The 25,523-nt window shown below is 72.4% G+C and carries 21 protein-coding genes; 10 read left to right on the forward strand and 11 right to left on the reverse strand.

The genetic code is table 11. The annotated features are described in order from the left end of the window. Positions 1–33 precede the first annotated feature (33 nt). Entirely contained in the window at positions 34–1,833 is a 1,800-nt protein-coding gene (locus QM782_RS16735) for an ABC transporter transmembrane domain-containing protein (RefSeq protein WP_415204032.1), read from the reverse strand. A 91-nt stretch (positions 1,834–1,924) separates the two neighbouring features. Between QM782_RS16735 and QM782_RS16740 the strand changes: the two genes are divergently transcribed. The 10 genes from QM782_RS16740 to QM782_RS16785 all read left to right on the forward strand — a co-directional run bounded on the left by QM782_RS16740 (position 1,925) and on the right by QM782_RS16785 (position 12,819). After that, positions 1,925–2,437, forward strand: coding sequence for a MarR family winged helix-turn-helix transcriptional regulator (locus QM782_RS16740; RefSeq protein ID WP_415204033.1), 513 nt, complete (start codon positions 1,925–1,927; stop codon positions 2,435–2,437). Next, entirely contained in the window at positions 2,434–3,906 is a 1,473-nt protein-coding gene (locus QM782_RS16745; RefSeq protein WP_415204034.1) for an efflux transporter outer membrane subunit, read from the forward strand. The genes QM782_RS16740 and QM782_RS16745 overlap by 4 nt, the downstream gene beginning before the upstream one ends. Positions 3,907–3,942: 36 nt before the next feature. Further along, positions 3,943–5,220 carry an efflux RND transporter periplasmic adaptor subunit gene (locus QM782_RS16750; protein WP_415204035.1) on the forward strand — a complete coding sequence of 426 codons (1,278 nt, stop codon included), beginning with the start codon at positions 3,943–3,945 and terminating at the stop codon, positions 5,218–5,220. A gap of 22 nt (positions 5,221–5,242) precedes the next feature. Next, complete coding sequence (locus QM782_RS16755) at positions 5,243–6,799, forward strand: DHA2 family efflux MFS transporter permease subunit (RefSeq protein WP_415204036.1); 1,557 nt, start codon at positions 5,243–5,245, stop codon at positions 6,797–6,799. A 215-nt stretch (positions 6,800–7,014) separates the two neighbouring features. Next, a complete protein-coding gene (locus QM782_RS16760; RefSeq protein ID WP_415204037.1) occupies positions 7,015–7,785 on the forward strand; it encodes an ABC transporter ATP-binding protein in 771 nt (256 codons plus the stop codon). After that, on the forward strand, positions 7,785–8,495 hold the full coding sequence (locus tag QM782_RS16765; protein ID WP_415204038.1) for an ABC transporter ATP-binding protein: 711 nt from the start codon (positions 7,785–7,787) through the stop codon (positions 8,493–8,495). The genes QM782_RS16760 and QM782_RS16765 overlap by 1 nt, the downstream gene beginning before the upstream one ends. 37 nt (positions 8,496–8,532) lie before the next feature. Further along, the gene (locus QM782_RS16770; protein WP_415204039.1) at positions 8,533–9,720 is read left to right on the forward strand and encodes an ABC transporter substrate-binding protein; all 1,188 of its coding nucleotides are present in this window, start codon (positions 8,533–8,535) and stop codon (positions 9,718–9,720) included. A 40-nt stretch (positions 9,721–9,760) separates the two neighbouring features. Then, entirely contained in the window at positions 9,761–10,954 is a 1,194-nt protein-coding gene (locus QM782_RS16775; protein ID WP_415204040.1) for an ABC transporter substrate-binding protein, read from the forward strand. 15 nt (positions 10,955–10,969) lie between these two features. Beyond that, entirely contained in the window at positions 10,970–11,845 is an 876-nt protein-coding gene (locus QM782_RS16780) for a branched-chain amino acid ABC transporter permease (RefSeq protein WP_415204041.1), read from the forward strand. Further along, on the forward strand, positions 11,842–12,819 hold the full coding sequence (locus tag QM782_RS16785; protein ID WP_415204042.1) for a branched-chain amino acid ABC transporter permease: 978 nt from the start codon (positions 11,842–11,844) through the stop codon (positions 12,817–12,819). Before QM782_RS16780 ends, QM782_RS16785 begins: the two co-directional genes overlap by 4 nt. 251 nt (positions 12,820–13,070) lie before the next feature. Here QM782_RS16785 and QM782_RS16790 read toward each other — a convergent pair whose 3' ends face one another. From QM782_RS16790 to QM782_RS16835, 10 genes are read right to left on the reverse strand one after another with little or no spacing between them, the layout of a single operon-like run. Then, positions 13,071–14,906, reverse strand: a complete 1,836-nt coding sequence (locus tag QM782_RS16790; RefSeq protein WP_415204043.1) for a bifunctional metallophosphatase/5'-nucleotidase — start codon at positions 14,904–14,906, stop codon at positions 13,071–13,073. After that, complete coding sequence (locus QM782_RS16795) at positions 14,903–16,078, reverse strand: CMD domain-containing protein (RefSeq protein ID WP_415204044.1); 1,176 nt, start codon at positions 16,076–16,078, stop codon at positions 14,903–14,905. Before QM782_RS16795 ends, QM782_RS16790 begins: the two co-directional genes overlap by 4 nt. Then, the gene (locus QM782_RS16800; RefSeq protein ID WP_415204045.1) at positions 16,075–17,382 is read right to left on the reverse strand and encodes an acyl-CoA thioesterase/bile acid-CoA:amino acid N-acyltransferase family protein; all 1,308 of its coding nucleotides are present in this window, start codon (positions 17,380–17,382) and stop codon (positions 16,075–16,077) included. Before QM782_RS16800 ends, QM782_RS16795 begins: the two co-directional genes overlap by 4 nt. 7 nt (positions 17,383–17,389) lie before the next feature. Continuing rightward, a complete protein-coding gene (locus QM782_RS16805) occupies positions 17,390–18,976 on the reverse strand; it encodes an ABC transporter substrate-binding protein (RefSeq protein ID WP_415204046.1) in 1,587 nt (528 codons plus the stop codon). A gap of 27 nt (positions 18,977–19,003) precedes the next feature. Continuing rightward, positions 19,004–20,083, reverse strand: coding sequence for an ABC transporter ATP-binding protein (locus QM782_RS16810; protein ID WP_415205669.1), 1,080 nt, complete (start codon positions 20,081–20,083; stop codon positions 19,004–19,006). A gap of 59 nt (positions 20,084–20,142) precedes the next feature. Next, positions 20,143–21,135 (reverse strand): ABC transporter ATP-binding protein, encoded by a 993-nt coding sequence (locus tag QM782_RS16815; protein WP_415204047.1) that lies wholly within the window; start codon positions 21,133–21,135, stop codon positions 20,143–20,145. Then, positions 21,132–22,037: an ABC transporter permease gene (locus QM782_RS16820; RefSeq protein ID WP_415204048.1), complete on the reverse strand. Its 906-nt coding sequence runs from the start codon at positions 22,035–22,037 to the stop codon at positions 21,132–21,134. The genes QM782_RS16815 and QM782_RS16820 overlap by 4 nt, the downstream gene beginning before the upstream one ends. Further along, positions 22,034–23,008 carry an ABC transporter permease gene (locus tag QM782_RS16825; protein WP_415204049.1) on the reverse strand — a complete coding sequence of 325 codons (975 nt, stop codon included), beginning with the start codon at positions 23,006–23,008 and terminating at the stop codon, positions 22,034–22,036. Before QM782_RS16825 ends, QM782_RS16820 begins: the two co-directional genes overlap by 4 nt. Next, on the reverse strand, positions 23,005–24,501 hold the full coding sequence (locus QM782_RS16830; RefSeq protein ID WP_415205670.1) for an FAD/NAD(P)-binding protein: 1,497 nt from the start codon (positions 24,499–24,501) through the stop codon (positions 23,005–23,007). Before QM782_RS16830 ends, QM782_RS16825 begins: the two co-directional genes overlap by 4 nt. Before the next feature lie 8 nt (positions 24,502–24,509). Then, entirely contained in the window at positions 24,510–25,466 is a 957-nt protein-coding gene (locus QM782_RS16835; RefSeq protein WP_415204050.1) for a LysR family transcriptional regulator, read from the reverse strand. Positions 25,467–25,523: the final 57 nt, after the last annotated feature.

Below are 25,523 nucleotides of genomic sequence, written 5' to 3' on the forward strand. Positions count from 1 at the left end.
CATCATGCATAGGCCGGCGCCCGGCCCTGCGCGCTAGGCCGTGAACTGCAGCGCGGCCAGCCGGGCGTAGGCGCCACCGGCCGCCACCAGGCTGGCGTGCGTGCCCTGCTCGACGATGCGGCCCTGTTCCAGCACGACGATGCGGTCGGCCTGCTGCACCGTGGCCAGGCGGTGCGCGATGACCAGCGTGGTGCGCCCGCGCATGGCGGTCTCCAGCGCGGCCTGCACCATGCGCTCGCTCTCGGCGTCCAGCGCGCTGGTAGCTTCGTCCAGCAGCAGCAGCGGGGCGTTCTTGAGCATCGCGCGCGCGATCGCGATGCGCTGGCGCTGGCCCCCGGACAGGCGCACGCCGCGCTCGCCTAGGAAGCTGTCGTAGCCCTGCGGCAGCGCGCCGATGAAGTCGTGCGCGAAGGCGGCGCGCGCCGCCGCCTCCACCTCGGCGTCGCTGGCGTCCGGCCGGCCGTAGCGGATGTTCTCGCGCGCGCTGGTGGAGAACAGCACCGGATCCTGCGGCACGATGCCGATGCGCGCGCGCAGCGCCTGAAGCGCCAGTTCGCGCGTGGGCACGCCGTCGATCAGGATGCGCCCGCTGTCCTGGTCGTAGAAGCGCAGCAGCAGCTGGAACACCGTGCTCTTGCCGGCGCCGCTGGCGCCGACCAGCGCCACGGTCTCGCCCGGCTCGACGGCCAGGCTGAAGTCGGCCAGCGCGGCCTGCCCGGGCCGCGACGGGTAGTGGAAGGTCAGGTGCTCCAGCGCCACGCGGCTGCCGGCCGTGCCGGCCGGCGGTTCGACTGGCCGCGGCGGCGAGGCGATCGGCGACTCGCTGTGCAGCAGCTCCATCAGCCGCTCGGTCGCGCCGGCCGCGCGCAGCAGGTCGCCATAGACCTCGCTGAGCGCGCCGAAGGCGCCGGCTAGGATGATCACGTAGACCACGGTCTGCCCCAGGTGGCCGGCCGAGATGTCGCCGCGCATCACCGCCTGCGTGCCCTGGAACAGCCCCCACAGCAGCGCGGCTGAGGTGGCGATGATGATGAAGGCCACCAGCACCGCCCGCGCCCGCGTGCGCCGCACGGCGGTGTGGAAGGCGTTCTGCGTGGACTGGGTGAAGCGCGCCGCCTCGCGGTCCTCGGCCGTGTAGCTCTGCACCACCGGGATCGCGTTCAGCACCTCGGCCGCGATCGCGCTGGAATCGGCCACGCGGTCCTGGCTGGCGCGCGAGAGCCGGCGCACGCGCCGGCCGAACCACACCGTCGGCAGCACCACCAGCACCAGGATGCCCAGCACCTGCGTCATCACGTAGGGGTTGGTCCAGACCAGCATGGCCAGCGCGCCGACGCCCATCACCGCGTTGCGCAGGCCCACGCTGAGCGAGGAGCCGACCACGCTCTGCACCAGCGTGGTGTCGCCGGTCAGGCGCGACAGCACCTCGCCGGTCTGCGTGGTCTCGAAGAACTCCGGGCTCTGGCGCACCACGTGGGAATAGACGGCGTTGCGCAGGTCCGCGGTCACGCGCTCGCCGAGCCAGCTGACCATGTAGTAGCGCCCGGCCGAGAACAGGCCGAGCGCCGCCGCCACCGCGAACAGCCCGAAGAAATGCGTGCGCAGCGCCACCAGCCGTTCGCCGGCCGACGGCCCGGTGCCGCTGGCCAGGCCGTTGTCGATCAGCCCGCGCAGCGCCAGCGGGAACACCAGCGTCGCGCCGGCCGCCAGCACGAGGAACAGGCCGGCCAGCGCGATGTGGCCGCGGTAGGGCGCGAGGAACGGCAGCAGGCCGCGCAGCGACCGCGGCGAACCCTTGGCCGGTTCGGCCGCCGATGGAGCAGGAGAAGGCATGGACCGAGAGTGTAGCCAGCCGTGCCGGGGAACTTGCCTGGGCAATTAGTGCTGTTGACAATATTTGCCTAGGCAAATATATTCGCCGGCCATGAGCGAGGACAGTTCCGATTCCGCGCGGCGCGGGCCACCGGCCGCGTTCTATGAGCCTGGCAGCTACAACCCGAACGACAGCGTGGGCTACCTGATGCGGCGCATCCTGTGCGCCGTGACGGCCGCCGTGGAGCGCGAGCTGGAGCCCAGCGGCCTGACCCATGCCCAATGGGTGCCGCTGTTCAAGCTGTACGTGCACCAGGGCACCACGGTGGCCGAGCTGGCACGCCTGTGCGAGCTCGACGCCGGCGCCATGACGCGGCTGCTCGACCGCCTGGAGGGCAAGGGCCTGTGCCAGCGCGAGCGCTGCGCGCAGGATCGCCGCGTCGTGCGCCTCGCGCTGACGGAGCAGGGCCGCGCCGTGGCCGAGCGGATCCCCGTCGCGCTGAGCCGCGTGCAGAACGCCTACCTGGCCGGCTTCTCGCGCGAGGAATGGCTGTTGCTCAAGAGCTTCCTGTCGCGCGTCCTGGACAACGCGCAGCAAGGCTGCACCGGAAAGAAGAATCCATGAACTCCTGTTTCTCCGCGCGCCGGGCGCTGTTGCCGGCGCTGCTCGCGTTGGCGCTGGCCGGCTGCGCCAATCCCGGCGGCATCGCGCCGCATGCGCAACTGCGCGAGGCCGCCAGCGTCGGCCTGCCGACGGCCGGTGCACCTGCGCCGGCCGACGCACCGGCGCAGGCCGACGCCGAAGTCGCCGCCGACTGGTGGCGCGCCTTCGGCGATCCGGCGCTGGACCGCCTGGTCGACCAGGCACTGGCCGGCAGCCCCAGCCTCGGCCTGGCGCGCGCCCGCCTGGCGCGCGCGCAGGCCGCGGCCGAGGCCGCCGACGCCACGCTGCTGCCGCAGCTGAACGCCGACGCCAACCTCACGCGCCAGCGCTACACCGAAACGGGGGCCGTCCCGGCGCCGCTGGCCGGCTCGGTGCGCGAGACCGGGCTGCTGCAGCTGTCCGGCAGCTGGGAGCTGGACTTCTTCGGCCGCAACGGCGCGGCCCTGCAGGCCGCGCTGGGCAGCGCCCGCGCGGCCGCCGCCGACGCCCAGGCCGCGCGGGCGCTGCTGGCCCAGCAGATCGTGCGCGGCTGGCTGCAGCTGGCGCGCACGCAGGACCTGCTGGCCGTGGCCGAGCGCACGCTGGCCCAGCGCGAGCAGCAGCGCACGCTGGTGATCGACCGTGTGTCGGCCGGCCTGGACACGCGCATGGAGCAGTACCAGGCCGAAGGCGGCCTGCCCGAGACGCGCCAGCAGATCGAGGCGCTGCGCGAGCAGCGCACGCTGGCGCGCCACGCGCTGGCCGCGCTGGCCGCGTTGCCGCCCGACGCGCTGGCCGATGCCGCGCCGTCCGTGGCGGCGCTGCCGGCGCCGGCGCTGCCGGCCGCGCTGCCCGCCGACCTGCTGGGCCGCCGCGCCGACGTGGCGGCCGCGCGCTGGCGCGTCGAAGCCGCGGTGCAGGACGTCGGCGCGGCGCGCGCGCAGTTCTATCCCAACATCAGCCTGACCGGCTTCGCCGGCCTGTCCAGCATCGGCCTGAACAACCTGCTGCAGGCCGGCAGCCTGCAGTGGGGCATCGGCCCGGCGCTGCACCTGCCGCTGTTCGACGCCGGCCGGCTGCGCGCCAACCTGGCCGGCAGGACGGCCGACCTGGACGCCGCCGTCGAGAGCTACAACGGCGCCATCGTCGGCGCGGTGCGCGAGGTCGCGGACCAACTGGCCTCGGCGCGCTCGGTGGCGCTGCAGCAGCGCGAGCAGGCCGCCGCGCAGCAGGCCGCGGAAGGCGCCTACGGCATCGCGCTGCAGCGCTACCGCGCCGGGCTGGGCAACTACCTGCAGGTGCTGACGGCCGAATCCTCGGTGCTGGCCCAGCGCCGCCAGCAGGTCGAACTGGCCGCGCGCGCGCTCGACGTGCAGGCCCAGCTGGCCCACGCGCTGGGCGGCGGCGTGGCCGTCGAGCCGCTGCCCGGCACGCCGCTGGCGCGCCGCTGAACCGATCCTTCCGAACGCTTCCCGCAGAAACCGACCATGAACACCTCCACCTCTTCCTCCGCCGCCGGGACGCCCGGCAAGCGCCGCAAGGCGCTGACGGCGATTGCCGCCGTCGTCGTGCTCGGCGGCCTGGGCTTCGCGGCCTACGAATGGCTGGTCGCCAGCCACTACGAGGACACCGACAACGCCTACGTGCAGGGCAACGTGGTGCAGATCACGCCGCAGATCGGCGGCACCGTGATGGCCATCATGGCCGACGAGACCGACCGCGTGCGGGCCGGCCAGCCGCTGGTCAGGTTCGACCCGGCCGACGCGCGCGTGGCGCTGGAGCAGGCCGAGGCCAACCTGGCGCAGACGGTGCGGCAGGTGCGCACGCTGTACGCCAACAACGGCGCGCTGGCGGCCCAGGTGTCGCTGCGCGAGGCCGACGTGGCGCGCGCCCGCACCGAGGTCACGCGCGCGCAGTCCGAAGTCGCGCGTGCGCGGGAAGACCTGAACCGGCGCGAGGCGCTGTCCGGCAACGGCGCGGTCTCGGGCGAGGAACTCGAGCACGCGCGCACCCAGCTCGCCAACGCGCAGGCCGCGCTGTCGGCGGCGCAGGCCGGCGTGACGGCGGCGCAGGCCGCCGGGGTCGCCGCGCGCGAGCAGCTGGGCAGCAACCAGGCCATGACCGAAGGCACCGGCGTGGCCGGGCATCCGTCCGTGCAGGCCGCGGCCGCCAGGATGCGCGAGGCCTACCTGGCTTCGCGCCGCACGGTGCTGCCGGCGCCGGTCGAGGGCTTCGTGGCCAAGCGCACGGTGCAGCTCGGCCAGCGCGTGGCCGCCGGCACGCCGCTGATGTCCATCGTGCCGCTGGACCAGCTCTGGGTCGACGCCAACTTCAAGGAAGTGCAGCTGCGCAACATCCGCATCGGCCAGCCCGTCAAGCTGACGGCCGACCTGTACGGCAAGAAGGTCGTGTACGACGGCACCGTGGCCGGCCTGGGCGTGGGCACCGGTGCCGCCTTCGCGCTGCTGCCGGCGCAGAACGCCACCGGCAACTGGATCAAGGTCGTCCAGCGCGTGCCGGTGCGCGTGGCGCTGGACCCGCAGCAGCTGGCCCAGCATCCGCTGCGCGTGGGCCTGTCCATGGTCGCGACCGTGGACGTGACGCACGACGGCCCGGCGCTGGCCGAGGCGCCGCGCGGCGCGCCACTGTCCACCACCGGCGTCTACGCCGAGGCCGACCGCGGCGCCGACGACGCGGTGCAGCAGGTGATCGCGGCCAACCTGGGCCGCGCGGCGGCGGCCGTCGCCGCCGCGCCGGCCCACTGAGGCACGGCGCAGGCCACCCGCCATGTCCGCCACTCCTCCCGTACCGCACGCGCCGCTGCAGGGCTCCGCCCGCATGTGGGGCACGCTCGCGCTGTCGGCCGCGACCTTCATGAACGTGCTGGACACCTCGATCGCGAACGTGTCGCTGCCCGCGATCGCCGGCGACCTGGGCGTGAGCCCGAACCAGGGCACCTGGGTCATCACCAGCTTCGCGGTGGCCAATGCGATCTCGGTGCCGCTGACCGGCTGGCTGTCGCAGCGCTTCGGCCAGGTGCGGCTGTTCGTGGCCAGCGTGCTGCTGTTCGTGCTGGCGTCCTGGATGTGCGGCCTGGCGCCCAGCATGCCGGCGCTGATCGCCATGCGCGCGGTGCAGGGCTTCGTGGCCGGGCCGATGATCCCGCTGTCGCAGTCGATGCTGCTGGGCAGCTACCCGCGCGCCATGGCCGGCAGCGCCATGGCGATGTGGTCCATGACCGTGCTGGTGGCTCCCGTGGTCGGGCCGCTGCTGGGCGGCTGGATCACCGACAACATCTCCTGGCCTTGGATCTTCTACATCAACGTGCCGGTCGGCGTGCTGGCCGCGCTGGCGAGCTGGCGCATCTACGCGCCGCGCGAGAGCACGATCCGCAAGCTGCCGATCGACGCCGTCGGCCTCGCCCTGCTGGTGGTCTGGGTCGGCGCGCTGCAGATGATGCTGGACCTGGGCAAGGAGCACGACTGGTTCCACTCCGGCCTGATCGTCACGCTGGCCGCGCTGGCCGCGGTCGCCTTCGCGGCCTTCCTGGTGTGGGAGCTGACGGAGGCGCATCCGGTCGTCGACCTCAAGCTGTTCGCCCTGCGCAATTTCTGGGGCGGCACGGTCGCCACCTCGGTCGGCTACGGGCTGTTCTTCGGCAACGTGGTGCTGCTGCCGCTGTGGCTGCAGCAGTTCATGGGCTACACCGCCACCGACGCCGGCCTGGTCACCGCGCCCGTGGGGCTGCTGGCGCTGCTGCTCTCGCCCATCGTCGGCAAGACCGTCGCGCGCGTCGACCCGCGGCGCTACGCGACCTTCGCCTTCCTCGTGTTCGGGGTGGTGCTGTGGATGCGCTCGCGCTTCAACACGCAGGCCGACATGGGCACGATCCTGGTCCCCACGCTGATCCAGGGCGTGGCGATGGCCTTCTTCTTCATCCCCCTGTCGACGATCACGCTGTCGGGCATCGCGCCGGAGCGCATGCCGGCCGCCTCGGGCCTGACCAACTTCGTGCGCATCACGGCCGGCGCCATCGGGACGTCCGTCTCCACTACGCTGTGGGAGAACCGGGCCGCGCTGCACCATGCGCAGCTCGTCGAGCACCTGCAGCAGGGCGACGAGGCCGCCCGGCAGGCGCTGCAGCTGTTCCAGGGTGTCGGCTCGGCCGACCAGGCGCTGGCGCAGCTCAACCGCCTGGTCGACCAGCAGGCCTTCATGCTCGCGGCCAACGACGTGTTCTACGGCTCGGCGGTGCTGTTCATGCTGCTGATCCCGCTGGTCTGGGTGACGCGGCCGCGGCAGGCGGGCGCCGGCGGCGCGGAGGCCGCGGCCGGGGCGCATTGAGGCGTTGGCGCCGGCGTTTCCGTCAGCTTCGCGTCAAGCTTGCAGGCCTGGCGACAAAGCGAGCCGCGCCAGCCTGAAATCACCGCCTTTTCGCAGTGCAGCATTGGCGTTTTTCCTAGTGCGGCACGCGAGAGCGCGCTCGTACAGTCGCCCCCGCAAAGCGCCGTCCCAGGGGACGGGCCCTCAACGGATGCAAGGCGGAAGGCTCGGGCAAATTGGCGGACATCATTCTGCAAACCAGGGATCTCTCCAAGGAGTTCAAGGGCTTCACCGCGGTCAGCAACGTCAATCTCTCGGTCCGGCGTGGCAGCATCCACGCGCTGATCGGCCCCAACGGCGCGGGCAAGACCACCTGCTTCAACCTGCTGACCAAGTTCCTCGAACCGACCGCCGGCACCATCACCTTCAACGGCCAGGACATCACGCGCGAGCGGCCGGCGCAGATCGCGCGGCGCGGGGTGATCCGCTCGTTCCAGATCTCCGCCGTGTTCCCGCACCTGACGCTGCTGGAGAACGTGCGCCTGGCGCTGCAGCGCAAGCTCGGCTGGTCCTACCACTTCTGGCGCAGCGAGCGCCAGCTCGACCGGCTGAACGGCGAGGCCGAGGACCTGCTGGACCAGGTCGGCCTGGCTGATCTCGCCAGCGAGGTTACGGTCAACCTGCCCTACGGCCGCAAGCGCGCGCTGGAGATCGCCACCACGCTGGCCATGGAGCCCGAGCTGATGCTGCTGGACGAGCCCACCCAGGGCATGGGCCACGAGGACGTGGACCGCGTCGCGCAGCTGATCAAGAAGGTCTCGGCCGGCCGCACCATCCTGATGGTGGAGCACAACATGGGCGTGGTCTCCACCATCGCCGACACCATCACCGTGCTGCAGCGCGGTGCCGTGCTGGCCGAGGGGCCGTACGCCGAGGTCTCGAAGAACCCGCAGGTCATGGAGGCCTACATGGGCACGGCCGACGGCGAGCTGCAAGGGGCGCACTGATGGGGGCCCCGGCGCTGGAGATCAAGGGCCTGCAGGCCTGGTACGGCGAATCGCACGTGCTGCACGGCGTGGACATGGTGGTGCAGCCGGGCGAGGTGGTCACGCTGCTGGGGCGCAACGGCGCCGGCCGCACCACCACCATGCGCGCGGTGCTGGGCCTGACGGGCCGGCGCGAAGGCTCGGTGCGCATCCACGGCACCGAGACCATGGGCCTGCCCACGCACCGCATCGCGCACCTGGGCGTGGGTTACTGCCCGGAGGAGCGCGGCATCTTCGCCAGCCTGTCGTGCGAGGAGAACCTGCTGCTGCCGCCGGAGCTCAAGGGCATGCCGGCGGGCATGACGGTCGAGGAGATCTACGCGATGTTCCCGAACCTGGCCGAGCGGCGCCACAGCCAGGGCACGCGCCTGTCCGGCGGCGAGCAGCAGATGCTGGCGGTGGCGCGCATCCTGCGCACCGGCGCCAAGCTGCTGCTGCTCGACGAGATCTCCGAAGGGCTGGCGCCGGTGATCGTGCAGGCGCTGGCGCGCATGATCACCGCGCTGCGCGCCAAGGGCTACACCATCGTGATGGTGGAGCAGAACTTCCGCTTCGCCGCGCCGCTGGCCGACCGCTTCTACGTGATGGAGCACGGCCGCATGGTGGAGCACTTCGCCGCCGCCGAGCTCGCACAGAAGATGCCCGTGCTGAACGAGTTGCTCGGCGTCTGAACCCGTTGTCCGTGACCGCAACCTCCAGGAGATCTCCATGACACGTCAACTGACCCCGCTCGCGCTGCTGCTGGCCGCTGCCGGCTTCGCCACCCAGGCCACCGCCCAGGTCAGGATCGGCTTCATCACCGACATGTCCAGCCTGTATTCCGACGTCGACGGCAAGAACGGCGCGCTCGCGATCCAGATGGCCATCGACGACTTCGGCGGCAAGGTGCTGGGCCAGCCCATCGAACTGCTGACCGCCGACCACCAGAACAAGGCCGACATCGCCGCGTCCAAGGCGCGCGAATGGATGGACACGCAGAACCTGTCCATGCTGGTGGGCGGCACCAGCTCCGGCGCCGCGCTGGCCATGGCCAAGGTCGCCGAGGAGAAGAAGCGCGTCTACATGGTCAACGGCGCCGGCAGCTCGGCCCTGACCAACGAGCAGTGCAGCCCGTACACCGTGCACTACGCCTACGACACCGTGGCGCTGGCCAAGGGCACCGGGGCGGCCGTGGTCGACGGCGGCGGCAAGAGTTGGTTCTTCCTGACGGCCGACTACGCCTTCGGCCATGCGCTGGAGGCCGACACCGCCCGCGTCGTCAAGGAGAAGGGCGGCACCGTGGTCGGCAGCGTGCGCACGCCGCTCAACGCCTCGGACTTCTCGTCCTTCCTGCTGCAGGCGCAGAACTCCAAGGCGCAGATCCTGGGCTTGGCCAACGCCGGCGGCGACTTCATCAGCGCGGTCAAGGCGGCGCGCGAGTTCGGCATCACCAAGACCATGAAGATGGCCGGCCTGCTGGTGTTCACCACCGACGTGCACAGCCTGGGCCTGAAGAACACCGAGGGCCTGCTGCTGACCACCAGCTGGGACTGGAACCTGGACGACAAGACGCGCGCGTTCGGCAAGAAGTTCTTCGACAAGACCAAGCGCATGCCGACAGACGTCCAGGCGGCCAACTACTCGGCGACGATGACCTACCTGAAGGCCGTGGCGGCCACCAAGACGGCGGACTCCGACAAGGTCATGGAGTACATCAAGAAGACGCCGATCGACGATTTCTACGCCAAGGGCCAGGTGCGCCCCGATGGCCGCTTCGTGCACGACATGTACCTGATGCAGGTGAAGTCGCCGTCCGAGTCCAAGCAGCCCTGGGACTACTACAAGGTGGTTACCCGGCTGAAGGGCGAGGAGGTCTACACGACCAAGGCCGAGTCCAAGTGCGCGCTGTGGAAGTAAGCGCGGCCGCGCCATTGCCTGCCCGTTCCTGAAGACCGCCATGACTGCCAAATACCCGCTCTCCGCCCTGGCGCTCGCCGCCTGCTGCGCCGTCGGCGCCGCCCATGCCCAGGACAAGGTTCGCATCGGCTTCATCACCGACATGTCCAGCCTGTATTCCGACGGGGATGGCAAGAATGGCGCCATCGCCGTCCAGATGGCCATCGACGATTTCGGCGGCAAGGTCAACGGCCTGCCGATCGAGCTGCTGTCGGCCGACCACCAGAACAAGGCCGACATCGCCGCCACCAAGGCGCGCGAGTGGATCGACACGCAGAACCTGTCCATGCTGCTGGGCGGCACCAACTCCGGCGCGGCCCTGGCCATGGCCAAGGTCACCGAGGAGAAGAAGCGCGTCTACATCGTCAACGGGGCCGGCAGCTCGGTGCTGACCAACGAGCAGTGCAGTCCCTACACCGTGCACTACGCCTACGACACCGTGGCGCTGGCCAAGGGCACCGGCAGCGCCGTGGTGGCGCAGGGCGGCAAGAGCTGGTTCTTCCTGACGGCCGACTACGCCTTCGGCCATGCGCTGGAGGCCGACACCGCCCGCGTCGTCAAGGAGAAGGGTGGCACCGTGGTCGGCAGCGTGCGCACGCCGCTCAACGCCTCGGACTTCTCGTCCTTCCTGCTGCAGGCGCAGAACTCCAAGGCGCAGATCCTGGGCCTGGCCAACGCCGGCGGCGACTTCGTCAGCGCGGTCAAGGCCGCGCGCGAGTTCGGCATCGGCAAGACCATGAAGATGGCCGGCCTGCTGGTGTTCAACAGCGACGTGCACAGCCTGGGCCTGAAGAACACGGAGGGCCTGCTGCTGACCACCAGTTGGGACTGGAACCTGGACGACAGCACGCGTGCCTTCGGCAAGAGGTTCTTCGACAAGACCAAGCGCATGCCGACCGACCTCCAGGCGGCCAACTACTCGGCCGTGACGACCTATCTGAAAGCCGTGGCGGCGGTGAAGACGGTCGATGCCGACAAGGTCATCGAATACATCAAGAAGACGCCGATCGACGATTTCTACGCCAAGGGCCAGGTGCGCCCCGATGGCCGCTTCGTGCACGACATGTACCTGATGCAGGTGAAGTCGCCGTCCGAGTCCAGGCAGCCCTGGGACTACTACAAGGTGGTTACCCGGCTGAAGGGCGAGGAGGTCTACACGACCAAGGCCGAGTCCAAGTGCGCGCTGTGGAAGTAACCAGCTGAGCCGGCGATGACGATCTCCATGCCCGCCTTGCTGAGCCAGCTGCTGCTGGGCCTGGTCAACGGCTCCTTCTACGCGATCCTGAGCCTGGGGCTGGCGGTGATCTTCGGGCTGCTGAACGTCATCAACTTCGCGCACGGCGCGCTGTTCATGATGGGCGCGGTGGTCACCTGGATGGCCATGGAGTACTGGGAGGTGGGCTACTGGCCGATGCTGATCGTCGCGCCGCTGGTGGCCGGCCTGTTCGGCATCCTGATCGAACGGCTGCTGCTGCGCTGGATCTACAAGCTCGACCACCTGTACGGCCTGCTGCTGACGCTGGGCCTGACGCTGGTGATCGAGGGCGTGTTCCGCTCGATCTACGGCGTCTCGGGCCTGTCCTACGACACGCCCGACGCGCTGCAGGGGGCCACCGACCTGGGCTTCATGATGCTGCCCAACTACCGCGCCTGGGTGGTGGTGGCCTCGCTGGTGGTCTGCGTGGCCACCTGGTACCTGATCGAGAAGACGCGCATCGGCGCCTACCTGCGCGCCGGCACCGAGAACCCGCGCCTGGTGGAGGCCTTCGGCGTCAACGTGCCGCTGATGATCACGCTGACCTACGGCTTCGGCGTGGCGCTGGCGGCCTTCGCCGGCGTGCTGGCCGCCCCGGTGATCCAGGTCTCTCCGCTGATGGGGCAGAACCTGATCATCGTGGTGTTCGCCGTGGTCGTGATCGGCGGCATGGGCTCCATCATGGGCTCCATCCTGACCGGCCTGGGGCTGGGCGTGGTCGAAGGGCTGACCAAGGTGTTCTATCCCGAGGCCTCGTCCACGGTGGTCTTCATCATCATGGCCGTCGTGCTGCTCATCCGCCCCGCGGGCCTGTTCGGGAAAGAGAAATGAGCAAGAGTTCCATCGGCTACGGCCTGCTGCTGCTGGCGCTGATCGCCGCGCCCTTCCTCGGCGCGTACCCGGTCTTCATGATGAAGCTGCTGTGCTTCGCGCTGTTCGCCTCGGCCTTCAACCTGCTGCTGGGCTACACCGGGCTGCTGTCGTTCGGGCATGCGGCCTTCCTGGGCGGCTCGGCCTACGTGGCCGGGCACGCGATGAAGGTCTGGGGCGTGACCCCGGAAGTCGGCCTGGTGCTGGGCACGGCCACCGGCGCGCTGCTGGGCTGGCTGTTCGGCGTGCTGGCGATCCGCCGCCAGGGCATCTACTTCGCGATGATCACGCTGGCACTGGCGCAGATGGTGTTCTTCGTCGCGCTGCAGGCCAAGTTCACCGGCGGCGAGGACGGGCTGCAGGGCGTGCCGCGCGGCAAGCTGTTCGGCGTGCTGTCGCTGCAGGACGACCTGACCATGTACTTCGTGACGCTGGCCATCGTGGCCGGCGCCTTCGCGCTGATCGTGCGCACCATCCATTCGCCGTTCGGCCAGGTGCTCAAGGGCGTCAAGGAAAACGAGCCGCGCGCGATCTCGCTGGGCTACGACACGCACCGCTTCAAGCTACTGGCCTTCGTGCTGTCGGCCGCGCTGGCCGGGCTGGCCGGCTCGCTGAAGACGCTGGTGCTGGGCTTCGCCACGCTGACCGACGTGCACTGGACGGCCTCCGGCGGCGTGATCCTGATGACGCTGCTGGGCGGCCTGGGCACGCTGTCGGGCCCGCTGGTCGGCGCGGCCGTGGTCGTGATGCTGGAGAACAAGATCGGCGAGATGGGCAACGCCCTGGCCTCGCTGACCGGCATCGAGTGGTTCACCACCCTGGGCGAATCCGTGACCATGGTGACCGGCCTGATCTTCGTGGTCTGCGTGCTGGTCTTCCGGCGCGGGATCATGGGCGAGGTCCTGGCTTTCGTGCAGCGACCTAAGAAGACTTGAGATGCGCGGGCTACAGCCGCAGTTGCAGTCGCTGCGCGTGGTCCGTCGTCTCTAACCGGCCTTGCGTGTTGAGCGGGGCAGACAGAACCCTCCCAGTTACGCCGTGTCGTGGTTCCACGGTTGCCGAGCTTCCGCGCGTCCAGCGGTATCTGCACGGTGACGATGCCGGCGGGTGTCATGCATGGTGGCCTCGCTGAACCGGTAGCAGAGGGCGCTCGCTGCCGGGTCCCGGAAGATCGGTTCGCAGGTTCTCAATCTTCCCAGACGATGCGCATCTGGGTGGGCTCGGGCGTGCTGACCTGCAGGTAGGCCAGCAGCGCATCGAGGTCCTGGGCGCCGCCGATGCGCTCGCGGCCCTGGGTGAGCATCCACAGGCCGTCGCCGCCCTCGGCCATGAAGCTGTTGACGGCAATACGCAGCGTGTCCTGCGGGCCGATCGGCCGGCCGTGCAGCCGCATGTCGCGCACCCGCTGGCCGGGCGGGGCGCCGGCCTGCCAGCGGTAGCCGAAGCCGGCCGAGGGCTGCAGAAAACTGGGCGCGGCGCGGCCTGGCGGCTGCTGGCCTTCCAGCAGCGTCTTCAGCTCGGCGCCGGTCAGCGTCATCACCACCAGGCTGTTGCCGAAGGGCTGCATCGCGAACGCGTCGCCATAGGTGACGGTGCATGGCGGCGTGCCGTGGCAGGCCAGGTCGGTGCGCACACCGCCGGGGTTCATCAGCGCCAGCTGGGCGCCGCCGTGCTCGGGCGCGCGGGTGGCGGCCAGCTGGGCGTCGGCCACCAGCCGGCCGGCAGCGCTGTCGGTGCGGCCCTGGCGGTCGAAGCCGGCGGCGATGCGGCCCACCGGCCGCTGGGCGCGCGGCGCGGCCGCGGCGGCATAGCCGGCCACGATGCCGGCCACCGCCTCGTCAGGCCGGACGTGGCGCAGCGCCGGGCCCCAGGGCGCCGGCTCGGCCGCCAGCAGGGCCTGGCGCGCGTCGGGCTCGCTCAGCGCGTTGAGCACCGGCAGGTTGCGCGTGCGGGTGCGGGCGCGGTCCACGTCGCCGGTGGCCGGGTCGAGCACCAGGTCGGCCACCGACACGCCGCGGCCCTGGGCGTAGGCCTGCAGCACCGGCCGGCCGTCGACCAGGCAGTTGTAGCCCTGGTGGGTGTGGGCGCTGAGCACCAGGTCGACCTGCGGCGACAGCCGCTGCACGATGTCGACGATGCGCCCGCGCAGGCCGGGGCAGCGCGGGTCGTTCCAGTCGGCCGGTGCGCCGTCGGCCGGGCGGGCCAGCGCGCCGCCCTCGTGGACCAGCGCGACGATGGCCTTGACCCCCTGGGCCTGCAGCGCGTCGGCGCTGCGGTTGATCGCTTCGGCCTCGTCCTCGAAGCGCAGCCCGGCCACGCCCGAGGGCACGACGATGCCCGGCGTGGTGCGCGTGACCGCGCCGATGAAGCCCACCGCCACGCCACCGTAGCGCTGCACCCAGGCCGGGGCGAACAAGGGGTGGCCGGCGGCGTCGCGCACGTTGGCCAGCACCATCGCGAAGCGGGCGCCGGCATAGCGGCCGCCGCGCGCGCAGCTCTGGCTGGGCTCGCCGGGGCGGCTGGCGGCGCAGCCGCCGGCCACCAGGCGCTGCAGTTCGGCCGCGCCGGCGTCGAACTCGTGGTTGCCGGCGGTGGCCACGTCCAGGCCCAGCTGGTTCATCGCCTCCACCGTGCTCTCGTGGCGGAACAGCGCCGACACCAGCGGCGCCGCGCCCACCAGGTCGCCGGTGCTGACCACCACGCTGTGCGGCGCGTCCTGCCGCAGCGCGGCCACCAGGCCGGCCAGCGGCGCCGCGCCGCCGGCGGCCACGCGCAGCGCGGTGCCGGGCCGGCGCGGATCGGGCAACGCCAGGCCCAGGCCGGCCGGCTCCAGGTGGCCGTGGAAATCGTTGAACGCGATCACGCGCAGCGTGGTGGCCGTGGCGGCCGGTGGCGGTGCGGAATCAGGAGCGGGCGCCGGCGGCGCGCCGGCGCAGCCGGCCAGCAGCACCGCGGCCAGCGCGAGCAGGGCACGGCGAACGGGCGGGGCAGCCGGCCCCCGCGACCGGAACAGCCGGCTCATCCCGCCGCAGGAAACACCGGCTCGCCCAGGTTCAGCATCAGCCGGTTCGCCCACGCGAAGATCGCGATGGCGTGCACCAGGTCCAGCATCTCCAGCGCCGACAGCCCGGCCGCGCGCAGCGGCTGCAGCTGCGCGGCGCCGAAGGCGGCCGGCGTGCGCGTCAGCGCGATCGACGCCGCCACGATGGCGCGCTCGCGCGGGGTGGTGCCGGCGCCCTGCGGCTCGGTGAACACCTGGGCGATCACGTCGTTGCGCTTGGCCAGCTGCTCGAAGCGCTGCGCGTGCACCGACGCGCAGTAGACGCAGCCGTTGACGCGCGAGACCACCGTGCTGGCCAGCTCGCGCTCGGCGCGCGACAGGCCGCCCGGCGCGTACATGATGGCGTTGAAGACGGTCGCGCGCTCCTGCAGGATGGCCGGCTGCAGCACCAGCAGCCGGTAGTAGTCGCTGCTCTTGGCCTTGGGATGGCTGCCCTCCAGCACGGCCAGCTGCTCGGGCGTGGCCTCGGCCAGGTCCAGCACCGGCAGCCAGGCTTTCCATTCCAGCGTCTCGCTGGTGTAGCCGTTGATGCGCAGCGGCTCGCCGGGCTTGGGCAGGTGGGCGGGATGCACGAAGGGCTCCGCCGGGGCGGCGGGCGCGCCGGCGGGCTCCTGCGCGCTCGCCGCGTTGTCCGCCGCGATGGCCGACAGGCCGGCCGCCACCCGCACCTGGTAGGCCACGAAGGCGATCAGCTGGGCCAGCGCCACCACGGCCGGCGTGTCCAGGCCGGCGGCCGGCAGGCGCAGCAGTGCCGCCTGGTCGCCTTCCACCGGGCGCTCGGCCAGCACCGCGGCGAAGCGCAGGATCTCCGCGAGCCGCGCGTCGCCGGCGGCGAGCAGGGGCCGGCCGTCCAGCGCGGCCTGCTGCGCGGGCGACGGCGTGCCGAGCGCCAGCAGCCGTTCGCGGTAGTGGGCCTGCAGCGCGGCGCCGCCCGCGCGCCGCGCGATGTCGTGCGCCACCAGCAGCCGCTCGGCCAGCGCCAGGCCCGGCAGCGCCGGGTCGAACAGCCGCTCGTAGCTGCCCTGGGTGGCGGCGACGACCTTGTCGCGCTGGTGGCGCACGGCGTGCGCAGGCGTGCCGGCCGGCAGCGGCACGAGCGCGTCGATCAGGTCGGGGGTGGTGATGGTCGTCATGGCGTGGGCCGCGGCGCGGCGGTGGCGTGTTGCAGGAAGTCGCGCACGGCGGCCCAGGAGGCCTCGTCGGCGTGCGCGTTGGGCGCCGGCGCGCCGCCCGTGGTGCTGAGCCGGCCGGACACCGGGTGGGCGTACACGAGTTGCGTGGTCGGCACGTAGGGGAACACGATGGAATGGCCGGCGCCCTCGAAATCCAGGTGCCGGACCGGGTACGGATGGCCGTGCTGCGCCAGCCGCTCGGCCACCATGCGGCCGTACAGGCTGGACGGCCAGGAGCCGTCGTCGCTGGCGGACAGCAGCAGCACCGGGCCGCGGATGCGCTCCACGCGGATGCGCGCGCGCTCCACGGCGTCGGCGTCCTGCAGCGCGGTCAGCAGCGCGTTGGCGTGGCGGCGCGGCTCCGGGCCTTCGTCCCAGGGCGCCCAGGTGGCGGTGCGGTTGTCCTGCCACAGGTGCGGCAGCGGTTGGCCGCGCCAGATCCAGGCCGGGCCGTTGCGGCTGTCCGGGCCGTTGGCCGGGTCGCAGGCGTTCTGCGCGCTGTGCACCACGGCGCCGGGCACGTAGCCGATCACGGCCGACACCAGCTCCGGCAGCAGCGCGCCCAGCAGCAGCACGAGCTCGCCGCCGCGCGACTGGCCCGACAGCGCGACGAAGCCGTCCCGCGGCGCCAGCTCAGCGTGCAGCCACTGCAGCGCGGTCTCGAAGTACTCCAGGTGGGTATCGGAGATGTAGTCCGGCCGGCCCGGCGCCTTGAAGTAGCCCAGCGCCAGCGCCGCGTAGCCGTGCGAGGCGTACAGCGCCGCGCGCGGCTCGTTGATGCCGCCGCCCGAGCCGTTCAGCACCATCACGGCCGGGTGCGGGCCCGGCCCCGGCGGCAGGAACAGCGTGCCCGACAGCCCGCGCTCGCGTACCTCGCGGCGCGTGACGCCGGGCCCGGCCAGGCGCTGCACCAGGCTGGCCTGCCAGGTGCTGCCGTCGGCCCGCCGCAGCGTCAGCTCGGTGGCGAGCGGCGCGGCCGGCTCGGCGGCGAAGACCTCGCGCGGCGCGCCGGCGCGCTCGGGCGATTGCGACCACAGCAGGCCCATGGGCGATACACCGGCGTAGCTGCCGTCCAGCGGCGCGTCGCGGCCGAGGTCCACCGTGCCCCGGGCGTCGGCGCGCAGCCGCACCTGCGCGGTCCAGGCGATGCCCGGCCCGCGCACGGTGCGGCTGGCCAGCAGCACTTCCTCGCCCGGCGCCAGGCCCTCGGCCGCGATGCGCCGCGGCACGTCGATCAGTGCGTCGGCAGGCGTCGCGTGCAGCATGCCGGCCTCACCCGCCCACGCGCGTGACCTGCATCGCGGTCGTGCGGTCGCTCAGCAGCGGCTCCACCTTCAGGCCCTTCTTCGCGGCCCAGATGTTCTGGTAGTGGAACAGCGGGATCTGGCCCACGTCGTCCGTCACCAGCTTGGCGGCGTGGCGGAAGATGGCCTCGCGCCGGCGCGCGTCGAACTCCACGGTCGCCGCGTCCAGCGCCTTGTCCACGTTCTCGTTGCTGTAGCGGCCCCAGTTGTTGATGCCGCGGCCGCGCTTGGGGTCGTAGCTGGCCAGCGTCTGCAGCAGGCCGTAGCCGGCCTCGCCGGTGCCGTTGCCCCAGGCGATCACGCTGACGGCGTACTCGTTCTTCGAGGCGCGGCCCGAATACACCGACCAGGGCACCACCTCCACCTTGGTCTTCACGCCGACGCGCGACCAGAACTGCGCCACCGCCTGCACCGTCTCGGGCGCCTGCGGATAGCGGTCGCCGGGCACGTGGATGGCGATCGAGAAGCCCTGCGGATAGCCGGCCTCGGCCAGCAGCTTCTTGGCCTGCTCGGGGCTGTAGGCGATGTCCTTGACCTCCGGGTTGTAGCCGAAGCTGTTCTTGGGCATCCACTGGTTGGCCTCGGTCACCGTGCCCTGCAGGATGCGCTCGGCGATTGCCTTGCGGTTGATCGCCGCCGACAGCGCCTGGCGCACGCGCACGTCCTGCAGCGGGTTCTTCTCCAGCGGCTTGCCGGCGTTGTCGGTGATGAACTCGTTGGTGCCGGCGCGCAGCGTGGGCTGCAGCAGCAGCACGCGCAGGCCGGGGTAGGTGTAGACGCTGACCTTCGGGTCCTTGCGCAGCTTCTCGACGTCGGTCACGGCCACCTTGTCGATCACGTCCACGTCGCCGGCCAGCAGCGCCGCGGTGCGCGCCGCGCCGTTGTTGATGAAGCGGTAGGTCACCCGGTCCCACTGCGGCTTGGGGCCCCAGTAGGTCGGGCTGCGCTCGAACACCGTGCGGTCGCCCGGCGCGTAGGAGATGAACTTGTACGGCCCGGTGCCCACGACGGCGCGGCCGGCGTTGTAGTCCTCCGTCCTGGACTTCTCGCCCACGTGCTTGCTCACCACGTAGATCGAGGCGATGTCCAGCGGCAGCATCGGGTTGGGCGTCGTGGTCTTGACGACCAGCGTGTGCGCGTCCTTGGCCGTGGCCGATTCCACCGTGCGCAGCGCGCCGGCGTACGAAGCCACCGAGCCGGGCACGCTGCGCGCGCGCTGGAACGAGAACACGATGTCCTCGGCCGTCACCGGCGTGCCGTCCTGCCACTTGATGGCGGGGTTGAGCCGGAACTCCCAGGTCTTGTCGTCCAGCGTCTTCCAGCTCGCGGCCAGGCCGGGGTCCAGCTTGCCGCCGTCGCGCGAGGCGACCAGCGAGTCCCAGAAATGCAGCGCCAGCGAGCGGTCGCCCGCATGGTTGTTGAGCTGCGGGTCGACCGAGGAGATCGGGTCGGCGAAGCCGATGGCCAGGTTGTTCTGCGCCTGCGCGCCGGCGGTGGCCAGCAGGGCCGCGGCGAGCGTGGCCAGGGCGGGGAGGTGGTGTCGTCGGGGGTGCATGCGCGTCCTTTCCAGGTGGTGAGGCATTCAGGGGAGGGCGCCGCCGTCGTCCAGATGGCAGGCGCTGGCGTGCTGCGGCGCCACGCCGCGCAGCACCGGCGCCTCGGTGCGGCAGCGCGGCATCGCGTGCGGGCAGCGCGGATGGAAATGGCAGCCCGGAGGCGGCGCCAGCGGGCTCGGGATCTCGCCGCGGATCGGCGTGAAGTGCGCGCGCCGCGTGGCGATGCGCGGGATCTCCTGCAGCAGCGCGCGGGTGTAGGGATGGCGCGGGCCGGCGAACAGCGCGTCCACCGGCGCGCTCTCGACCACGCGGCCCAGGTACATCACCACCACGCGGTCGCACAGGTGCTCGATCACGCCCAGGTCGTGGCTGATGAACAGGTAGGCCAGCCCGAGCTGGTCGCGCAGGTCCATGAACAGGTTCAGGATCTGCGCCTGGATCGACACGTCCAGCGCCGCCACCGCCTCGTCGCAGACCAGCATGGCGGGCTGGACCGCCAGCGCGCGCGCGATGCCGATGCGCTGGCGCTGCCCGCCGCTGAACTGGTGCGGGTAGCGGTGGCGCAGGCTCGGGTCCAGCCCCGCGCGTTCGAGCTGGGCGCAGACGTAGTCGTCCTCGCCGGCGGCGTCGGCCAGCCCGTGCAGCCGCGCCGCCTCGCCGACGATGCGGGCCACGCGCAGGCGCGGATTCAGGCTGCCGAACGGGTCCTGGAACACCATCTGCACCTTCAGCCGCGCGGCCAGGCGCTCGCGCGGGCCCAGCGCGTCCAGCGGCCGGCCGTCCACCAGCACCTCGCCGTCGCTGGGCGGCAGCAGGCCGGCCGCGATGCGGCCCAGCGTGGACTTGCCGCAGCCCGATTCGCCGACCAGGCCGACGACCTCGCCGGGGCGCACGGCCAGGTCCACGCCGTCCACCGCGTGCGTGACGGCCGGCGGCTGCTGCGCCAGGCCGAGGCGGCGCAGGCCGCGCTCCAGCCAGCCGTCCGGGCGCTCGCCGAAGCGCCGGGACACGCCGCGCAGCTCCACCAGCGGGGTGGCGCCGGCGGGGCCGTCGTCGCCCGGACGGGCGGCGGCGCGGGCGTCTTCAGGGGGGCGGGCCGCGCGCACTGGCGTCCCTTCGCCCGGATGGGCGGCGGTGCGGGCACCTTGGGGCGGTCGGGCGGTGCTCATGCCATCGCTCCCGGATGGATGCAGCGCACCAGGTGCGCGGGCGCCGCGGCGGGTGCGGGCAGCAGGTCCGGCATGCGCCCGGTGCAGCCGGCGCTGGCGCGCGCGCAGCGCGGCGCGAACGCGCAGCCGGCCGGCAGCCGCGCCAGGTGCGGCGCCATGCCGGGGATCTGGCGCAGCCGCGCGCCGCGCCGGTTGGCGCTGGGCAGGCTGCCGATCAGGCCCTGGGTATAGGGATGCTGCGGATGGTCCAGCACCTCGTCCACGCTGCCCATCTCCACGATGCGGCCGGCGTACATCACGGCGATGGCGTCGGCCAGGCCGGCCACCACCGACAGGTCGTGGCTGATCCAGATCATCGCGGTACCGCTGCTGTGCACCAGCTTCTGCATCTCCGACAGGATCTGCGCCTGGATCGTCACGTCCAGCGCCGTGGTCGGCTCGTCGGCGATGATCAGCGCCGGCCGGTGCAGCAGCGCGATCGCGATGGCCACGCGCTGGCGCATGCCGCCGGACAGCTGGTGCGGGTAGGCGCGCAGCCGTTCCTCGGGGCTGGGGATGCCCATCAGCGCCAGCGTCTCGGCAGCCTGCCGGCGCGCCCGCGCGGCGTCCACGGCGCGGTGCGCGCGCACCGCCTCCACCATCTGCGCGTCCACGCGCAGCACCGGGTTCAGCGTGGCCATCGGGTCCTGGAAGATCATCGCGATCCGGTTGCCGCGCAGCGCGCGCAGCTCCCGGGGCGGCAGCCGCGTCAGGTCGCGGCCCTCGAACAGCACCTGCCCGCCCTCGATGCGGCCCGGCGGGTCGACCAGGCCCATGATCGAGAAGCCGGTCACCGACTTGCCCGAGCCCGACTCGCCGACCAGGCCCAGCACCTGGCCGCGCGCCAAGGTGAACGACACGCCGTCGACCACCGGCAGTACCCCGTCGCGCGTGTGGAAGCGGGTGCGCAGGTCGCGCAGCTCCAGCACCGGTGCGGGATCGGCGCTCATTTCTGCAGCCTCGGGTTGAGCACGTCGCGCAGCTGGTCGCCGACCAGGTTGATCGCGACGATGGCGGCCAGCAGCGCCATGCCCGGGAACACGCTGATCCAGTACTCGCTGGACAGCAGGTACTGGTAGCCGTTGGCGATCAGCAGGCCCAGCGACGGCTCGGTGATGGGCACGCCCAGGCCCAGGAAGGACAGCGTGGCCTCCAGCGTGATCGCCCGCGCCACCTGCAGCGCGCCGATCACCAGCAGCGGCGGCAGGCAGTTGGGCAGCACGTGGCCGACCAGGATGCGCCAGGGCGGCAGGCCCAGGCCGCGCGCGGCCTCCACGTACTCGCGCCGCGTTTCCACCAGCGCCTGGCCGCGCGCGGTGCGCGCGTAGTAGGCCCACTCCAGCAGCACCAGCGTGAGCACCACGTTGGCGACGCCCTTGCCCAGGTAGGCCAGGATCATCAGCGCCATCAGGATCGTGGGGAAGGACAGCAGCAGGTCCACCAGCCGCATCAGCGCGGCGTCGACGCGGCCGCCGGCGTAGGCCGACAGCAGCCCCACCAGCGTGCCGAGCACGGCCGCGACCAGCGCCGAGCCCACGCCCACCAGCAGGCTGATGCGCAGGCCGTAGACGATGGCCGAGTACAGGTCGCGGCCCTGGCCGTCGGTGCCCAGCCAGTAGGTGAAGCTGTCCTCGCCGTTGCGGCTGCCGGGCGGCAGCCGTGCGTCCAGCACGTCCAGCTGCATCAGGTCGTAGGGGTTCTGCGGCGTGATCCAGGGCGCCGCCAGCGCCGCCAGCACCACCAGCGCCAGCACCGCCAGGCCGGCCACGGCCATGCGCGAGCGCAGGAAGTCGGCGGCCACGCGCCACCAGAAGGAATCCTCGCGCGCGGGGCGCGTCGCCGCGGCCGTCATCGCGCGCCCTCCAGCCGCACGCGCGGGTCGAGCAGCCGGTACAGCAGGTCGACCACCAGGTTCAGCGTCACGAAGATCACCACCACCACCATCAGGTAGGCCACCACCACCGGCCGGTCCAGCGCGTTGATGCTGTCCAGGATCAGCTTGCCGGCGCCCGGCCAGGCGAAGATGGTCTCGGTCACGACGGCGTAGGCGATGGTCGAGCCCAGCTCCAGCCCCAGCACCGTGACCAGCGGGATCAGCGTGTTGCGCAGCACGTGCACCAGCACCACGCGCGCCGGCGCCAGGCCCTTGGCGCGTGCGAACTTCACGAAGTCCTGCGGCAGCACCTCGCGCACCCCGGCGCGCGTGAGCCGCAGCACCAGCGAGACCTTGAACAGCGCCAGGTTCAGGGCCGGCAGCAGCAGGTGCTGCAGCCCGTCCCAGGTCAGCCAGGACCACTCGGCGCCCAGCAGCGTGCGCGTGGCGCCGCGGCCGCCGGCCGGCAGCCAGCCCAGCTGCACGCTGAACACCATGATCAGCATCAGCGCGACCCAGAACGCCGGCAGCGAGAAGCCGACGATGCTGGTGGCCATGATCGCGCGCGACAGCGGGTGCTCGGGCTTCATGCCGGCGAACAGGCCCAGCGGTACGCCGACCAGCACCGCCAGCAGCAGGGCGGCCACGGCCAGCTCCATGGTCGCCGGCAGGCGCTGCAGGATGATGCGGATCGCATCCTCGTGGTAGACGAAGCTCTTGCCCAGCTCGCCCTGCAGCGCGCCGTCGAGGAAGGCCAGGTACTGGCGCCACAGCGGCTGGTCCAGCCCCAGCCGGGCGATGGCGGCGGCGCGCTCGGCCTGGTTCATGTCGTCGCCGATCAGGATGTCCACCGGGTTGCCGATCGCGTGCAGGCCGACGAACACCACCAGCGTCATCAGCAGCACGACCAGCAGGGCCTGGCCGATGCGGCGCAGCAGCCAGCCGGTCACGCCGGGCGTCCTTCGTCGTAGGCGGGGAACGCCGCCTCGGTCCACTCGTGGCCCTCGAGTTCCGGCTCGGCGTAGCGCTGCATGGCGGCGAAGTGCAGTGCCGCGTCCTCGATCAGCAGCTGCGCGGCCAGGCCGCGCGCCAGCCGCTGCGAGCCGTCGGTAATCTGCGGGATGTCGCCCGCGCCGGCGCCCTGCGACAGCGCGGCGGCGTAGTTGTAGCAGTGCACGCGCGCCAGGCCGGGGCAGCTGCCGGGCTGCTTCTCCTGGAACTCGAACAGCTCGCCCAGGTCGGGCGACTCGGCCAGCTCCTCGTCGTCCTCGCCCGCGGGCGCGGTGAAGCGGTCGCGCCACAGCCGCACGTGCGGGCGCAGCGCGGCGAATTCGGGCCGCTGCTCCCAGTCGATGCGAAAACCGGTGCAGAAGATCAGGAAGTCGGCCGCCAGCGGGCCCTTGTCGGTGTCCACGCGCAGCGCGCCGTCGGGCCGCTCGGCCGCGCCGCGCGCGCCCGCGCCGAGGTGGAAGAAGGCGTTGGCGTGGCGCGACACGCGCAGCGTGCTGCCCTGCGGCGGCGGCACCTGCTGCAGGTTCAGGTAGTGGCGGAAGTGCCACTTCCATGCGTCCGGCAGCATGCCGAAGCCGTGCGACATGCCGGGGCTGCCGGCGCCCTTGCCCTTGTTGACGCGCGGCAGCGTGCGCCGGCGGATCAGCAGGTCCACGCGCGCGGCGCCGTTCTCCAGCGCCGTGGCCGCTGCGTCCATGGCCGAGGCGCCGCCGCCGACCACGGCCACGCGCAGGCCGCGCAGCGCGGCGCCGTCCCAGGCGTGCGCCGAATGCACCCAGCGCGTGCGCGGCAGCGCATGCGCCCAGGCCGGCACCCAGGGGCCGCCCAGGCTGTCGCGGCCGGTGGCCAGTACCACGTGGCGCGCCAGCACGCGCCAGGTGTGGCCGGCGTCCTCGTCCACCAGCTCGAGCTGCACCACGCCGTCGGCGCGCGGCAGCACCGCGGCCACGCGCTGGCGGTTGCGCACGTCCAGGTCCAGCACGCGCCGGTACCAGCGCAGGTAGTCCATCCACTGCAGCCGCGGGATCTTGTCCAGCGCCTGCCAAGCCGCCAGGCCGAACTGCGCCTCGTACCAGGCGCGGAAGGTCAGCGCCGGCAGGCCCAGCGCCGGGCCGGTCAGCTCCTTGGGCGAGCGCAGCGTCTCCATGCGCGCGGTGGTGGCCCAGGGGCCCTCGAAGCCGGCAGGCGACTGGTCGAAGATGGTGGCGCGCAGGCCCAGGTGGGCGAGCGAGGCGCACAGCGTGAGGCCGGCCATGCCGCCGCCGACGATGGCCACGTCCAGCACCGGCTGGCCGTCGCGCGTGGACGGCGGCACCCAGGGGCGGGCCGGCAGGCACAGCCACTGCAGGTCCTGGCGCAGGCGCTGCTCCAGCGCGGCCAGGCCGGGCGGTGCGGGGGGCGGGGTGTCGGCAAGGGAAGGCGCGTCGTCCATCGTGGTGCTCATGGGGAAGAAAGTCCGGCTGCGGCCTGCAGCAGTCCGGCGTGGGCCGCGGGCGGGTGCTCCGCGAAGCCCGGCAGGGCGCGCGCGGCCTCGCGCAGCGCGTCGGACAACGCCTGCAGGCGCGGCGCCAGCGGCCGGCCCTGGGGCGCGATCACGCCGAAGAAGAAGGGAATGTCGACGTCCAGCGGTCGCACCTGCACGCCCTGCAGCGGCGCGCCGTGGGCCGTCAGCGGGTCCAGCACGGCGATGCCCAGCCCGGCCCGCACCAGGGCCTGGGCGTTGGCGGAGGAGTTGGTCTCGATCACCGGCGCCGCCGGCCCGCCGGGCGCCAGCGCGGCATCGATGCGGTGGCGCAGCCGGTAGGGGTTGGACAGCGTGACGATGCGCCGGCCGGCCAGCGCCGCCGCCGGCACGCATGCGGCGGTGGCCAGCGGGTCGCCGTCCGCCAGCACGGCGACGCAGGGCGCCTGGCCGATCCACAGCGCCTGCAGCCCGCGGTGCTCCAGCGGCAGGCTGCTGGCGCCCAACTGCACGGCGCCGCCGGCCACGTCGCGCAGCACGCGCTCGGGCGAGCCGCTGGTCAGCCGCACCGGCACCGGGCCGGCCTCGCGCTCCAGCGCGCGCAGCGCCTGTGGCAGCAGTCCCAGCGCCACGGCCGAGGTGGCGGCCAGCAGCAGCGGCGCGGCGCCCGTGCCCTGCGCGATCTCGGCCGCGCGGGCCTGCAGCCGGCGCCAGCCGCCCAGCAGGTGCTCGACCTCCTCGAATAGCAGGAAGCCTTCCTGCGTCGGCGCCACGCGCGGGCCGTGGCGCGTGAACAGCGGATAGCCGGTGGCCGCTTCCAGCTCGTGCACCAGCCTGGTGACGGCCGGCTGCGAGCGCTCCAGCAGCCGCGCGGCGCCGGTCACGCTGCCGGCGGACATGACGGCGGCGAAAGCTTCGAGCTGGCGGATTTCCATGCTTCGCATCATTCGGGTTGCGGATGATGAAGCATTCAGCATGCAAATTGCAAATGA

The organism is Pseudorhodoferax sp., from assembly GCF_047601025.1.
In the GTDB taxonomy this organism is placed as follows: Bacteria; Pseudomonadota; Gammaproteobacteria; order Burkholderiales; family Burkholderiaceae_C; genus Pseudorhodoferax.

Coding starts and splice junctions, on each gene's coding strand:
- QM782_RS16750 (WP_415204035.1), top strand. CDS start 3,943: ATGAACACCTCCACCTCTTCCTCCGCCGCCGGGACGCCCGGCAAGCGC.
- QM782_RS16815 (WP_415204047.1), bottom strand. CDS start 21,135: ATGAGCGCCGATCCCGCACCGGTGCTGGAGCTGCGCGACCTGCGCACC.
- QM782_RS16795 (WP_415204044.1), bottom strand. CDS start 16,078: ATGACGACCATCACCACCCCCGACCTGATCGACGCGCTCGTGCCGCTG.
- QM782_RS16800 (WP_415204045.1), bottom strand. CDS start 17,382: ATGCTGCACGCGACGCCTGCCGACGCACTGATCGACGTGCCGCGGCGC.
- QM782_RS16835 (WP_415204050.1), bottom strand. CDS start 25,466: ATGGAAATCCGCCAGCTCGAAGCTTTCGCCGCCGTCATGTCCGCCGGC.
- QM782_RS16780 (WP_415204041.1), top strand. CDS start 10,970: ATGACGATCTCCATGCCCGCCTTGCTGAGCCAGCTGCTGCTGGGCCTG.
- QM782_RS16805 (WP_415204046.1), bottom strand. CDS start 18,976: ATGCACCCCCGACGACACCACCTCCCCGCCCTGGCCACGCTCGCCGCG.
- QM782_RS16740 (WP_415204033.1), top strand. CDS start 1,925: ATGAGCGAGGACAGTTCCGATTCCGCGCGGCGCGGGCCACCGGCCGCG.
- QM782_RS16775 (WP_415204040.1), top strand. CDS start 9,761: ATGACTGCCAAATACCCGCTCTCCGCCCTGGCGCTCGCCGCCTGCTGC.
- QM782_RS16770 (WP_415204039.1), top strand. CDS start 8,533: ATGACACGTCAACTGACCCCGCTCGCGCTGCTGCTGGCCGCTGCCGGC.
- QM782_RS16755 (WP_415204036.1), top strand. CDS start 5,243: ATGTCCGCCACTCCTCCCGTACCGCACGCGCCGCTGCAGGGCTCCGCC.
- QM782_RS16820 (WP_415204048.1), bottom strand. CDS start 22,037: ATGACGGCCGCGGCGACGCGCCCCGCGCGCGAGGATTCCTTCTGGTGG.
- QM782_RS16785 (WP_415204042.1), top strand. CDS start 11,842: ATGAGCAAGAGTTCCATCGGCTACGGCCTGCTGCTGCTGGCGCTGATC.
- QM782_RS16830 (WP_415205670.1), bottom strand. CDS start 24,501: ATGGACGACGCGCCTTCCCTTGCCGACACCCCGCCCCCCGCACCGCCC.
- QM782_RS16765 (WP_415204038.1), top strand. CDS start 7,785: ATGGGGGCCCCGGCGCTGGAGATCAAGGGCCTGCAGGCCTGGTACGGC.
- QM782_RS16745 (WP_415204034.1), top strand. CDS start 2,434: ATGAACTCCTGTTTCTCCGCGCGCCGGGCGCTGTTGCCGGCGCTGCTC.
- QM782_RS16735 (WP_415204032.1), bottom strand. CDS start 1,833: ATGCCTTCTCCTGCTCCATCGGCGGCCGAACCGGCCAAGGGTTCGCCG.
- QM782_RS16790 (WP_415204043.1), bottom strand. CDS start 14,906: ATGAGCCGGCTGTTCCGGTCGCGGGGGCCGGCTGCCCCGCCCGTTCGC.